The sequence below is a fragment of the Streptomyces glomeratus genome (assembly GCF_021462825.1).
In the GTDB taxonomy this organism is placed as follows: Bacteria; Actinomycetota; Actinomycetes; order Streptomycetales; family Streptomycetaceae; genus Streptomyces; species Streptomyces glomeratus.
The window spans coordinates 31,129-43,285 of record NZ_JAKEEB010000014.1 but is presented as its reverse complement, the minus strand read 5'-3'; the positions used below and the strand labels follow the sequence as shown (position 1 = coordinate 43,285).

Below are 12,157 nucleotides of genomic sequence, written 5' to 3'. Positions count from 1 at the left end.
CTCCGATGGGCGAGTAGGGCGGCTCGGGAGCCGGACGGTCAGACGGCCAGTCGAGTCGGTTCGGGAGCCGGACGGTCAGACGGGCCAGTCGAGTCGGTTCAGGGCCGCGTCCAGGAAGGACCACTCGTAGCGCGCGGCCGTCAGGAAGTTGTGCGTCAGCCGGTCCCGGTCGTCCGCCGAGGCCCGCTCGCCGACCTCGTCGACGACGGTCAGGAACTCCTCCAGCACGTCGCGGTAGTCGTCGCCGGGGTGCAGGGCCTTGACCCAGTCCGCGTAGCGCGCGGTGGGGTCGTACCGCTCCTTGAGGTCGTCGGCGATGCTCAGATAGAACCAGGAGCAGGGCAGCAGAGCCCCGATCGCCTCGGCGAGCGAACCGGCGGCGGCCGACGAGAAGAACGAGGTGTACGCGTGGGTGACCGGGTCGGCCGGCGCGGAACGCCAGGAGTCGTCCCCGTCGCCGAGCTGTGCCGCCATGATGTCGTAGCCCATCGCCATGGCCTGTCGGGCCTCGAGGGTGCCGACCGCCATCCGGGCCAGCACCATCGCGTGCGCGTTGTCGTGGGCGAGCGCGGTGGTACGGGCGAGCGCTCGGCCGTAGGCGGGCAGCAGGAAGTCGGCGTCCTGGCGCGCGAAGTGGAGCAGCGCGGCCCCGTCCAGCGTGCCGTCCCGGAGCCCGGCGAAGAAGGGGTGGTCCTTGATCTTCTCCAGCAGGGGCGCGGCGGCGGACTCGAGTTGGGTGCGCAGCATCAGTCGAACCACTCGCCCTGCTTCATGCCGAAGAACGCGTTGCCGCGCAGCTTCAGCTTGCCGGTGATGAACGCCTTCTGGCCGCTGAGCTTCCCGGTGGCCAGGTGCAGCATGTCGACCAGCTTGATGCCGATGACGACGTCGGCGCCCTCCCGGGTGCCGTGTCCGACGACGCAGGTGTCGTTCTCGACGTGCAGGTAGTACTCCTTGGTGCCCTCGGCGGTGGTCACCTCGTACTGGAAGGTGCCCTTCTCGCCACCCGCCTTGGCCGGGTTGAAGGTGGAGGCCAGCTTCTCGTAGACGGTGTCCAGGACCGCGTCGACGCCGCCGGGGCGCTCGGCGAGCAGCTTCTCCAGGTCCTCCTTGGGGGTGGCGTCGACGAACGCGACGAGTTCCGCGAACCGCGTGGCGAGATCGGACATGGCGAATCTCCTTGTGAGGTGGGTGAAGGGGTGAGAAGGGCGCTGTTCGGCGCGGTGACAACGGGACCTAGCGCTTGACGGCCAGCACCCGGGCGAGCGCGTCGGTGAGCCGGTCGTCCGCGCCCGTGGCGTCCGTGCCGCGCCAGGCGACGAATCCGTCGGGGCGCACCAGTACGGCGCCGTCGTCCTTGACGCCGTGCCGGTCGGCCCAGTGTCCCGAGGGGTCCTGGACGTCCGTGCCCACCCGGTACACGTCGAGACCGGCACCGAGGGCCTCGCGGGCTCGGGACGCGGCGGTCGCCCAGGCCTCGCCGGCCGCTCCGGCGACCAGGGTGAAGCGCCGGCCGTACAGATCGAGGGTGGAGACGCTCTCGCCCCCGCGCTCCAGCGGCAGATGGGGGGCGCGGGTGCCCGGCAGACCGGTGAGCAGGTGCGGCGGGTAGGCGGGGCGGTCGTCGTCGTCCTCGGACAGGACGGCCGCCGAGCGGTACCGGTAGCCGAGGATCACCGACCACCAGTCGTGGACGTACACACCGCCGACGTCGGCCGCCTCGTTGCCGGTGCGCCCCACCATCTGCGCCATGGCCTGCTCCATGGTGAACTCCGAGACGGGGCGGCGCTCGGCGTCGTAGGTGGCGAGGAGGTCCTCACCCGCGTCGCCGCGCAGCACGGCGGCCAGCTTCCAGGCGAGGTTGTGGGCGTCCTGGATGCCGGTGCTGCCACCGAACGCGCCGGTCGGGGGCACGATCCGGGCGGCGTCGCCGGCCAGGAAGACCCGGCCCTCGGCGAAGCGTTCGGCACAGTGCGCGCCGATGACGAAGGGCAGCACCGTGGTTCCGTCGCTGGGCAGTTGGGGGATGAGGCGGCCGGTGAGGTCGGGCACGCCCACGGCCTGGCGGAACAGCTCCAGGCAGCGCTCCTCGGGGTAGTCCTCGACGGCCTCCCCCCGGTCGGGGTGGTAGGGGACGCCGAAGCACCAGCGCTTGGCGCCGTCGTGCGGGAAGATGACCGAGCCCTTCTCGGGCTTGTCGAGGTAGGCGAAGCCGAAGCGGCGGCCGCCCAGGACGGTGTCGATGTCGGCCTCGACGACCATGGACAGGGTGTGGAGCAGAATGCCCGGGCCTTCCACGGGGATACCGAGCGCATGACGCAGCGGGCTGCGCTGTCCGTCCGCGGCGATCGCGTAGGAGGCGCGTACGGTACGGCGTTCGCCGGTGCCGCGGTCGCGCAGTACGGCCGTGACGCCGTCGGCGTCCTGGGTCAGCTCCTCGCACTCGGTGCTGAAGCGGATGTCGGCGCCCAGTTCGAGGGCCCGGCCGCGCAGCGCGATCTCCAGCCGGTCCTGGTCGATGGGGCACCACTCGCAGGGACTCGCGCCCTCCGCCTCACCGGTCGCCAGATCCACGAAGTCGTGGTCGTGGCTGGCGAGGGACTCGGCGACGAGCATCCGGGAGGAGTCCTCGTCGGAGGCGACGATGCCCTCGCCGCGCTGGGCGAAGAGGGCTTCCTCCAGGCCGACTTGCCGGAACAGCTCGACGGAGCGTGCGTTGATGCCGCGGGCCCGGGGGTGGATCAGGGTCTCGGCATGGCGCTCCACGAGCAGCGGCCGCACACCGTGCCAGGCCAGGAACACGGCGGCCGACAGGCCGACCATGCCTCCGCCGACGACGAGGACCTGGGTCCGTTCGTCCTGCATCTGCTGTTCCTCCAAGGTGTCGAGGGTTCGGGAGGTCTTGTGCGCCGGCGTCGGGGCGCGGTCCTCACGCCCAGAGCGTCTGTACCTGCTCGTCGCGGATGGGGAACACCTCGCGCTCCAGCAGGGAGTTGAGGATCGCCGCGCTGCGCACCGACAGCAGGCTGAGGTTCGGGTCGGCCACTCCGTGACTCGGCTGGGCGCGGTTCTGCACGAAGACCTTGTGGCGGTCGGCGTGCTTCCAGCGCAGCGAGTAGTCGGCTTCCACGTACGGTTCCTCGCCCGGCTCCAGGTCGAGGACCTCCGGTGCGAGGGGCAGCGGTGCGGGGCGGCGCCCGGTGGCGAGTACGACATGGCGGGCGGTGTGCCGCTCGTGTCCCCCGGCCGCCCGGCGGCAGCGCAGTACCACCAGGTCGTCCTGGTGCCCGGCCTCGACGACGTCCCGGCCGGGGAGCATCATCACCGGGGCCCGGCCCTCGGACAGCCAGGTCTCGTAGTTGGCCTGGTACAGCTCCTGCAACGTCGACATCGACACGCCGTCGCTGGTCAGGATCTGCTCGGCGACGTACCGCTCACGGACCTGGCCCGGCAGGGTCTGGAAGTGCCGCAGATAGGCCGGGCGGAAGAAGTCGTTGGCGGGCGGCGAGTCGTCCAGCGGCGCGAACCAGGGGCGGCGGCCGATCCAGCGGATCTCCCGCAGTCCGTAGCTGAGCAGCGCGAGGACCGCCTCGGCACCGGTCTGGCCGCCGCCGACGACGACCGCGGGCTCGTACGGGGCGCAGCGGCAGGTCTCGAAGTGCTCGCCGATCTCCTCCGCGAGCAGCACGCCGGGGATGTCGCGGTCCCGGAAGCAGTCGGGGACGTGGGGGCGGGTGCCGGTGCCGATGACCAGGTGGTCACTGGTGGCGACCGGGCCGTCGGCGTCGTGGAGCACGAACCCTTCACCCGGCCCGGCGAACCGGACGTCCCGGATGTCCACGCCGTAGCGGATGCTGGTCAGCTGCTCGGCGGCCCAGGCCAGATAGCGGTCGTACTCCAGGCGCGGGATGGCGTCGAACTGCGCGTTCAGGAAGGCGTAGACGCGGCCCGTGGTGACGAGGTAGTTGAGGAACGACAGCCGGTTGCGGGGGTCGACCAGGCTGGCCAGGTCCTTGATCCATGAGGTCTGGAGACGGACCCCTGGGTGCATCAGGCCGGGGTGCCAGGCATGGGCCGGGCGCCGGTCGAAGAGCACCACGTCCTGGGGCAGGACGTCCTCGGCCAGGGCCGCGAGGCTCAGGTTGGCCGGGCCCGCGCCGATCGCGGCGACCCGGTGGTGCGGGACGCCGTGCGGCGCGGGGCGGTTCGGCGCATGAGCGGAAGTCGACACCATGGACGGACACCTCTCCGTACGGACCGATGTGCCCACAGCGTGGCCGGGGCCGGTGGTGCAGGAATCGAGAACGTCTGAGAGCGGGCGGATCCGCATCGGCGCGGCCCCACACAGGTGCCGCGGCTCGGGCGCGGCCCGTGCGACGGACCGGCTGCGCCGTCTCGTTCAGACGTGCTCGACTCTCCTCCCAGGGGCCGAATCCACACTGTGCGGGTATCGCCCCGCCTCGGGTCGCAGGGCCGGCCGTGTGCCGGGGCCTCCCCGTGCCGGGCATCCCACCAGGCGTTTCGCGACAAGGAGTTCCGTATGAGCGGTATCGCCGGCTGGATCGGCTTCGGCTCCGGACCCGGACACACACGGTCGGTGCTGGATGCGATGGCCGCCACCACGAGCCGGGACGCCCCCGCCGAGGTGTACGCCTGGCGCGGGGCGCGCGTGGCGCTCGCGGCCGCCCCGGGCGGCATCGCCGAGGAGCGGGCGGAGGACGGGCAGGGCGTGGCCGTCGTCTTCGACGGGGTGCTCCATGACACCGCACCGCTGCGCGCCGCGCTCTCCGCCCACGGCCACCGCGCCCGCCACGGCACCGACGCGGAGGCCGCGCTGCACGCCTATCTGGCCTGGGGCGCCGACTGTGCCGAGCACCTCGACGGGGCATTCGCGTTCGCCGTGTTCGACTCCCGGCGGGGCCGCCTGCTGCTGGTCCGTGACCGGCTCGGCGTACGCCCGCTGCACTACGCCCGGCTGAACGACACCGTGTACTTCGCGTCGGAGCCCAAGGCTCTCCTGGCCGGCTCCCTGCTGGAACCGGTCCTCGACGCCGACGGGCTGCGCGAGTTGTTCACCCAGGCCAAGACGCCGGGCGCGAGCGTGTTCCGCGGCATCGCCGAGGTGCGGCCCGGTCATCTGCTCGACGCCGGGGAGGGCGGCGTGGCCGAGCGGCCGTACTGGACGCTCGAGGCCCGTCCCCACACCGACGACCCGGAGACCACCGTCGCCACGGTCCACTCGCTGCTCGCCGACAGCGTCGGCCGGGCCGTCGAGGGCGACGCCGTCCCGTGCTCGCTGCTCTCCGGCGGCCTGGACTCCGGAGCGATCACCGCGCTCGCCGCCCTCGCGCTGAAGGACCGGGGCCGGCTGCGCACCGCGACCGCGACGTTCATCGGCTACGCGGAGAACTTCCGCCCGGACAACGTCCGCACCACCCCGGACGCCCCGTACGCGGCCGAGGTGGCCCGCCATATCGGCTCCGACCACACCGATGTCGTGCTCGGCACGGCGGACCTGCTGGAGCCGCGGCTGCGCAGGGCGGTGCTGCGGGCCCAGGACCGGCCGACCCCGTTCGCGGAGATGGACGTGGCCGGACTGCTCATCTTCCGGGCGGCCCGCGAGCACTCGCCCGTCGCGCTCTCCGGCGAGGGTGCCGACGAGATCTTCGGCGGCTTCACCGGGATGTACGAGCCGGACGCGGCGGGCCCCGAGCAGTTCCCGTGGGTGGCGTACGAGCGCTCCCACGAGGCGTCCCGGCACGGTCTGGGCCTCGGACTGTTCGACCGGGGGCTGCTGGGCAAGCTGGACCTGGCCGCGTACGGGGCCGACCGCTATCGGCAGGCCGTCGCCGAGGTGCCCCGGCTGGACGGTGAGAGCGACCGCGACCGGCGACTGCGTGAGGTGTGCCATCTGCACCTCGTGCACTGGCTGCCACGGCTCCTGGACCGCGACGACCGCCTCAGCCGGGCCGCAGGCCTCCAGGTGCGGATGCCGTTCTGCGACCACCGGCTGGTGGAGTACCTCTTCAATGTGCCGTGGGAGCTGAAGACCCGTGGCGGGCGGGAGAAGAGCCTGCTGCGGTCGGCGGTGGGCGATCTGCTGCCCAGGTCGGTGGTGGAGCGCCGCAAGAGCCCGTTCCCGGTCAACCAGGATCCCGCGTACACCCATGTGCTGCGCCGCGAGCTGATGCGGGTGCTGGACGATCCGGACTCGCCGGTGGCGCCGCTGCTCGACCCGGTGGCGGCCCGCGCGGCGGGCGCCGAGGCGCGGGGTGGGGCGCACTGGCTGACCCGCACGAACATCGAGATGGTCCTGCAGCTGCATCTGTGGCTGACCGAGTACGGCGTCCGCCTCGCTCTGTGACTCCGGCGGCCGGTGGGCCGCGCACGGCCGGCCGCCCGTCGCACGGGTATGTGCGACGGGCGGTCGGGACGCTCGGTCCGCGGGTCCTTATGAGACGTCGGCGGAGAGCATCTGCAGGCGCCGCATGGTTGCGGCGCCGAACCCCGCGGGCCCCGTCGCCTCCCGCCGGTCGGCGAGGTACGGCAGCAGGCCCTCCTCCGTCTGCGCGGCCACGCCGCTTCCGGTCAACTGGCTTACCACAGCGTCGAGTTCGCCGTCGTACTGCACGGCCCACACCAGATAGTCGTCCTTGACGAACGCGGTCGAGGCCAGCAGCGGGCCGGCGGGCCCGTCGAAGAGCGTGCCCTGGGCCTTCTCGAAGACCTCGCCGAGTGCGTCGTCGTGCCCGGGGGTGACGCGGTAGGCCCAGGCGGCCAGCTGTGCCGAGCGCTCGGCGCGGGACTCCTGGAAGACGCACTGCATCAGGGCGTTCTGGAAGTACTCCCGGAAGCCTTCCACGGTCTGTGTGTCGCGCGGCACCTGGAGGTACGGCGAGAGCCGGCGCTCCGCCTCCTTCACGCCCTCCTGGGCGCCCATGTGCGGGCCGATCTGCCGCAGGTCGCCCTCGAACTGCACCACACGGGTCATGAACTCGCCCCGGATGAACAGTCCGGTGGAGACGTTCCGGCCGGCCGCCCGGCCCTGTTCGTCGCGGTACTGGGCGGAGTCGACCCGCTTGAAGTTCCGCTCGGAGAAGATGTCGGCGATCTCCTCCTCGTGGCCCGTCCGGACCCTGTAGCTGATCGCGATGAAAGCCATGACGCTCCCTGTCCGCCGGTGGGCTTGTCTGTGACGGATCGTGCAGTCACCCGGTCCACGCCCGATCGGAAACGGCTGAAGGGCGAAATCGCTTCAGACGCTCTTGAGAACCCTTGGACTTCCCGTTGCCACGATGGCGCCCGACCGCAGCCGGGCCTCGCGCCTTGACCGTACGGCCCGCGCGCCACGGCGCCCCGAGGACCGGTAGCCGCCCTACGCCGCGGGCCTGGAAAGGGAGATCGCCCATGGAACACACCGACCGGACGCTCATCGTCGCTCGTATGGACCCGGCCGACGCCCCGGCGGTGGCGAAGATATTCGCCGAGTCGGACGCGTCGGAGCTGCCGCACCTCATAGGCGCCAAGCGGCGCACCCTGTTCCGGTTCCACGATCTGTACTTCCACCTCGTGGAGTCGGACCAGGACATCCAGCCGGACCTGTACAAGGCCCGCAGTCACCCGCTCTACCAGGACATCCACGAGAAGCTGGCCCAGTACATGCGCCCCTACGACCCGGCCTGGGCGGAGCCCAAGGACGCGATGGCGCAGCCGTTCTACACCTGGCGCCGGGACTGACCGTGGACGTCGTACGCGTGCTGCTCCCCTTCGCGCTGATGGGCAACGGCCTCGCGGCGGGCGGCCTGATGATCGCGGTGCTGGGCGGGGCGCCGCTGCTGCTGTCCCTGCCGACGGAACGGTATGTGCCCACGCACCAGTTCATGGTGACCCGGTTCGATCCGTTCATGCCGGCGTGCATGCTCACCGCGCTGCTGTGCGACGTGGTGCTGACCATCGTCGCGCCGACGGCGCGCGCGAGCGCCCTGTTCACGGTCTCGGCGTTGCTGCTGGTCGGCGCGATCGTCGTCTCGCTGACGAAGAACGTGCCGATCAACCGGTGGATCGCCACGGTCGATCCCGGCCGGCTGCCCGCGAACTGGGAGCAGCTCGACCCGCGGGTGCGGTGGAGCAACTGGAACCGGGTGCGGACCGCGCTGGTGGTGTGCTCCCTCGCGGTCCTCGTCGTCGTCACCGGCACCCTCCTCTGATTCCCTCCCGAAGGACCTCCCGGGGTCCGCCAACGGCCTTTCAGAAAGGGCTGATCCACCATGAGCGTGGCACCCATGACCGGCGGCCCTCCCGACCCGGAGACGCTGCCCGCACCGGTACGGCTCGTCCTGCTGACCAATGGGCGGCGGGTCTCCGAGGTGCTGTACGTGCTGGCGGAACTGCGTATAGCCGACCATCTGGCCGACGGGCCGCTGGAGGTGGAGCGGCTCGCCGAGAAGACCGGCACCCATGCCGACTCCCTGTACCGGGTGCTGCGCTGTGCGTCGGCGTTCGGGGTGGTCTCCGAGGAGCCCGGCCGGCGCTTCGCCGAGACGGACCTCACGGTCGGCCTGCGCAGCGACATCCCGTTCAGCGTGCGGGATCTGGTGCTCTACAACAGCGCCGAGTCGGTGCGCCTGCCGTACGGCGACATCCTGCACACGGTCCGCACCGGGGAACCGTCGTTCGAGCACGTCTTCGGGCAGGGCTTCTTCGAGTACCTCGCCGGGCACCCCGAGGCGGGCGGCCTGTTCGACCGGGCGATGACCCAGATGAGCCGCTCGACCACGCATCTCTTCCTGTCGCAGTACGACTTCACACGCTTCGCCAGCATCGCGGACATCGGCGGCGGCCGGGGCTACTTCCTGGGTGCCGTCCTGCAGAACGTGCCGGGGGCCCGCGGTCTGCTGTTCGACCAGCCCTCCGTCGTCGCCGGGGCGCACGAGCACCTCGCCGAGGCGGGGGTCGCCGACCGGGTCGAGGTGGTGGCCGGCGACTTCTTCGGGCCGCTCCCGGCCGGCTGCGACGCGTATCTGCTCAAGCAGGTCCTGCACGACTGGGGTGCCGAGGACGCCGTACGCATCCTGCGGGGCGTCCGTGCCGCGATCGGCGACCGGCCGGAGGCACGGCTGATCGTCCTCGACCATGTGCTGGCGCCGCCGAACCAGTGGGACCAGGGGAAATTCCTCGACCTCGACATGATGCTCCGCTTCGGCGGGCGCGAGCGGACCCTGCCCGAGTGGCGGGAGCTGCTCGCCGCCTCCGGCTTCGACCTGGTCAACGAGCCCGTCCAGGGCCGGTGGACGGTCCTGGAGTGCCGTCCCGTCCCGTGACCGGGCGCCGCACGGCGTCCGACGACCCCGCACCGACCCGCACCGACCATCACGAGAAAGGCATCACCATGGACGTCGATCTGACCGGAAAGAGGGTGCTCGTCACCGGCGGCACCCGCGGGATCGGCCGCGGCATCGTCCTGGCGCTGGCCCGGGCCGGCGCCAAGGTCGTCACCTGCTACCGCAGCGACAGCGAGGCGGTCGAGGGCCTGGTCAAGGAACTCGCGGCCATCGGCGGCGACCACCATGTCCTCAAGGCCGACGTCAGCGACCCGGAGGCCGTGGCGCGGCTCGTCGACGAGACGGAGGCGCGCCTCGGCGCCCTGGACGTGTTGGTCAACAACGCCGGTGTGATCAGCCATGTCCCCTTCGCGGAGCTGCCGCTGGACGAGTGGCGGCGGGTGATCGACACCAACCTGACCGCGCCCTTCCTGGTGATCCAGAAGGCGCTGCCGCTGCTGAGGGAAGGCTCCTCGATCATCACCGTCGGTTCGCGCGCCGCGGTCGTCGGCATCCCGCTGCGCGCCCACTACACGGCGGCCAAGGCGGGTCTGATCGGGCTGACCCGGTCGCTGATGAAGGAGCTGGGCCCGAAGGGCATCCGGGTCAATCTGGTGGCGCCCGGCGTCATCGAGACCGAGGAGTTCGAGAAGGCCTCCCCGGAGGAGCTGGAGCGCGTCCAGACCCGCTACCGGGGCCTGACCGGCATGGGCCGGCTCGGCCGCCCCGACGAGGTCGCCGGTGCCGTGCTGTTCCTGGCGAGCGACCTGTCGGCGTACGTCACCGGCGAGACGCTCCACGTCGACGGGGGGATCTGACCATGGCGTCCGGCAGCTTCCGCGTCCTGCTGCGGGCCGAGATCAAGCCCGGCATGGAGAAGGATTTCGAGCACACCTGGCTGGAGGTGGGGACCGGGGTCACCGGGCACCCCGCCAATCTGGGCCAGTGGCTGATGAGGAGCGACGAGGACGAGCACGTCTACTACATCCTCAGCGAGTGGGTGGACGAGCCGAGCTTCCGCGAGTTCGAGCAGAGCGACCAGCACCTGGAGCACCGCACCAAGCTGCACCCGTACCGTTCGGGCGGTGCCATGTGGACCATGACCGTGGTGCACGCGCTGGACAAGCCGCGGGCGGTGGCCGGGTGAGCGACCGGATCCGCATCCTGCTGTTCTGCCGGGCACCCGCCGAAGGGCCGGAGGTCATCGAGCGGGCGTACCACGAGATCAGCAAGACACTGGCGGACACACCGGGGCTGCTCGGCAACGAGCTGCTGCACTCGCTGATCGAGGACGACGCGTTCGCGGTGATGAGCGAGTGGGAGAGCCTCGAGGCCTTCCACGCCTGGGACGAGGGGCCCGACCACAAGGACCAGACGGCGGGTCTGCGGCCCTATCAGGACCGTACGCGCCGCCCCTGGGACATGTACGCGGTCCGCGCGTCGTACTGAGAACTCACCCCCTTCCGGGGCGGAGGTGATGAACCATCACTCCGCCCCGGTTTCCGCACGTCCATCGGAGGACCTGCCATGCCCCCGACCCCCGGCACACTCCGGCTGCTGCGCGCCCTGCGGAGCGTGTGGCGGACCGCCGTCGACGGGCTGATCATGCTCGGGGCGTACCACGGCGCGGTGCCGCCGGCGCATCTCGCGGCGCTGATCGGCAAGGGTGCCCGCCTGCGACGCGACCGCCGCACTCCGCCCCGCCCGGCGCCCGCACCGACGTGGGCTGCGCCGCCCGACACCCTGCTGACCGAGGCCGAACGCAGGGCCTGGGAGCGTCTGGTGGAACGGTTCTGACCGGGTGCCGTGGACGCCAGAAGGCCCGCGCCTCGGCGGCGGCGGGCCTTCGCGTCTTGGGTGGGCTTAGTCGTGCGAGGCACGAGCGGCGTGGGGACGTTGCCGTGCTGCGGCGGACCGTGGGTGAGCGGGTGTGCTGCGGATCAGCGTACGGAGGGGTACACGCGGTCTATGCCGTACCAGCTCGTCGGCTCGCAGTTGAGTATGTCCCTTTGCACCTGCTGTATCTCGTGGTTGGGCTCAAGGCCCAGCTCCTCCTGGAGGACGTGACGGTAGCGGTGGAAGGTCTCCAGGGCCTCGCCCCGCCGGGACGACAGATGCAGAGCGATCATTAATCGGCTCTGGAACCACTCGTGGAGGGGATGGGTGACGGTGAGCGATTTCAGCTCGGAGACGAGTTCCCGGTGCCGGCCGATCCGCAGGTCGGCGTCGATGCGCAGCTCCAGGGCGTTCATCCGCTCCTCCTCCAGGTACGCGGCGTGACCTTCGAGTACCGGCCCGCTGCGCACGCCTCCGAAAACCGGCCCCTGCCACAGGGACAGAGCCCGGTGGAGAAGATCGGAAGCCCTTTCCGGACGATGCTCTTCCAGGGCGCGCCTGCCTTCGCCGAGCAGGCTGCGGAAGCGGACCAGGTCGACTTTTTCGGGGTCGACGTTCAGTACGTAACCGGAGGGGTCCGTTCGGGTACGAATCATTCCTTCCCGATCGCGACCGTCGGCCCCCAGGGATTTGCGCAACTGATAGACATACGTCTGGAGGGTCGCCATCGCGGTGGGCGGGGGGTTGTGCTGCCACAGCTCCTCGGCCAGCGTCTCCGTGAGGACCAGCTTGTTGGCGCGCAGCAGCAGAGTCGCCAGCACTCTGCGCAGTTTGGGTGCGCTGGGAGTACAATCGACGTTCCCTTCTCTGGCCATCAACGTGCCCAACACCGCGAACTCCATGTTTCCCCCATCCGGATTGGATGATCCATTTCCGACACTGAGCCGCACTCGACATCCGTGGACTGTGCCGTGTTCACAGCAGCGGTAACGGGATTCATG

At 71.1% G+C, this 12,157-nt stretch carries 14 protein-coding genes; 8 read left to right on the top strand and 6 right to left on the bottom strand.

The window, feature by feature from the left end:
- Positions 1-75: 75 nt before the first annotated feature.
- The 4 genes from LZ604_RS18440 to LZ604_RS18425 form a co-directional block, all read right to left on the bottom strand.
- On the bottom strand, positions 76-759 hold the full coding sequence (locus LZ604_RS18440) for a TenA family protein (protein ID WP_234516433.1): 684 nt from the start codon (positions 757-759) through the stop codon (positions 76-78).
- A complete protein-coding gene (locus LZ604_RS18435) occupies positions 747-1,169 on the bottom strand; it encodes an SCP2 sterol-binding domain-containing protein (RefSeq protein WP_234516431.1) in 423 nt (140 codons plus the stop codon). The genes LZ604_RS18440 and LZ604_RS18435 overlap by 13 nt, the downstream gene beginning before the upstream one ends.
- Positions 1,170-1,236: 67 nt before the next feature.
- Positions 1,237-2,865, bottom strand: a complete 1,629-nt coding sequence (locus LZ604_RS18430; RefSeq protein WP_234516429.1) for an FAD-dependent oxidoreductase — start codon at positions 2,863-2,865, stop codon at positions 1,237-1,239.
- Positions 2,866-2,929: 64 nt separating this feature from the next.
- Positions 2,930-4,234, bottom strand: coding sequence for a lysine N(6)-hydroxylase/L-ornithine N(5)-oxygenase family protein (locus LZ604_RS18425; RefSeq protein ID WP_234516427.1), 1,305 nt, complete (start codon positions 4,232-4,234; stop codon positions 2,930-2,932).
- Positions 4,235-4,540: 306 nt separating this feature from the next.
- On the opposite strand from LZ604_RS18425, the gene asnB reads away from it, so the two are divergent.
- Entirely contained in the window at positions 4,541-6,364 is a 1,824-nt protein-coding gene (gene asnB / locus LZ604_RS18420) for an asparagine synthase (glutamine-hydrolyzing) (protein ID WP_234516425.1), read from the top strand.
- 87 nt (positions 6,365-6,451) lie between these two features.
- On the opposite strand, the gene LZ604_RS18415 is transcribed toward asnB, so the two are convergent.
- Entirely contained in the window at positions 6,452-7,162 is a 711-nt protein-coding gene (locus LZ604_RS18415; RefSeq protein WP_234516423.1) for a SchA/CurD-like domain-containing protein, read from the bottom strand.
- 245 nt (positions 7,163-7,407) lie between these two features.
- Between LZ604_RS18415 and LZ604_RS18410 the strand changes: the two genes are divergently transcribed.
- The 7 genes from LZ604_RS18410 to LZ604_RS18380 all read left to right on the top strand — a co-directional run bounded on the left by LZ604_RS18410 (position 7,408) and on the right by LZ604_RS18380 (position 11,117).
- Positions 7,408-7,737 carry a TcmI family type II polyketide cyclase gene (locus LZ604_RS18410; protein ID WP_234516421.1) on the top strand — a complete coding sequence of 110 codons (330 nt, stop codon included), beginning with the start codon at positions 7,408-7,410 and terminating at the stop codon, positions 7,735-7,737.
- Positions 7,738-7,739: 2 nt separating this feature from the next.
- A complete protein-coding gene (locus LZ604_RS18405) occupies positions 7,740-8,207 on the top strand; it encodes an anthrone oxygenase family protein (protein WP_234516419.1) in 468 nt (155 codons plus the stop codon).
- 60 nt (positions 8,208-8,267) lie between these two features.
- Entirely contained in the window at positions 8,268-9,320 is a 1,053-nt protein-coding gene (locus LZ604_RS18400) for a methyltransferase (protein ID WP_234516417.1), read from the top strand.
- A 68-nt stretch (positions 9,321-9,388) separates the two neighbouring features.
- Positions 9,389-10,138 carry an SDR family NAD(P)-dependent oxidoreductase gene (locus tag LZ604_RS18395; protein ID WP_234516580.1) on the top strand — a complete coding sequence of 250 codons (750 nt, stop codon included), beginning with the start codon at positions 9,389-9,391 and terminating at the stop codon, positions 10,136-10,138.
- Positions 10,139-10,140: 2 nt separating this feature from the next.
- Entirely contained in the window at positions 10,141-10,467 is a 327-nt protein-coding gene (locus LZ604_RS18390; RefSeq protein WP_234516415.1) for an antibiotic biosynthesis monooxygenase family protein, read from the top strand.
- Positions 10,464-10,769, top strand: a complete 306-nt coding sequence (locus tag LZ604_RS18385; protein WP_234516413.1) for an antibiotic biosynthesis monooxygenase family protein — start codon at positions 10,464-10,466, stop codon at positions 10,767-10,769. The genes LZ604_RS18390 and LZ604_RS18385 overlap by 4 nt, the downstream gene beginning before the upstream one ends.
- Before the next feature lie 78 nt (positions 10,770-10,847).
- Complete coding sequence (locus LZ604_RS18380) at positions 10,848-11,117, top strand: hypothetical protein (RefSeq protein WP_234516412.1); 270 nt, start codon at positions 10,848-10,850, stop codon at positions 11,115-11,117.
- 143 nt (positions 11,118-11,260) lie between these two features.
- Here the strand turns inward: LZ604_RS18380 and LZ604_RS18375 are convergent, their stop codons facing one another.
- Positions 11,261-12,031 (bottom strand): AfsR/SARP family transcriptional regulator, encoded by a 771-nt coding sequence (locus LZ604_RS18375; RefSeq protein WP_267971538.1) that lies wholly within the window; start codon positions 12,029-12,031, stop codon positions 11,261-11,263.
- Positions 12,032-12,157: the final 126 nt, after the last annotated feature.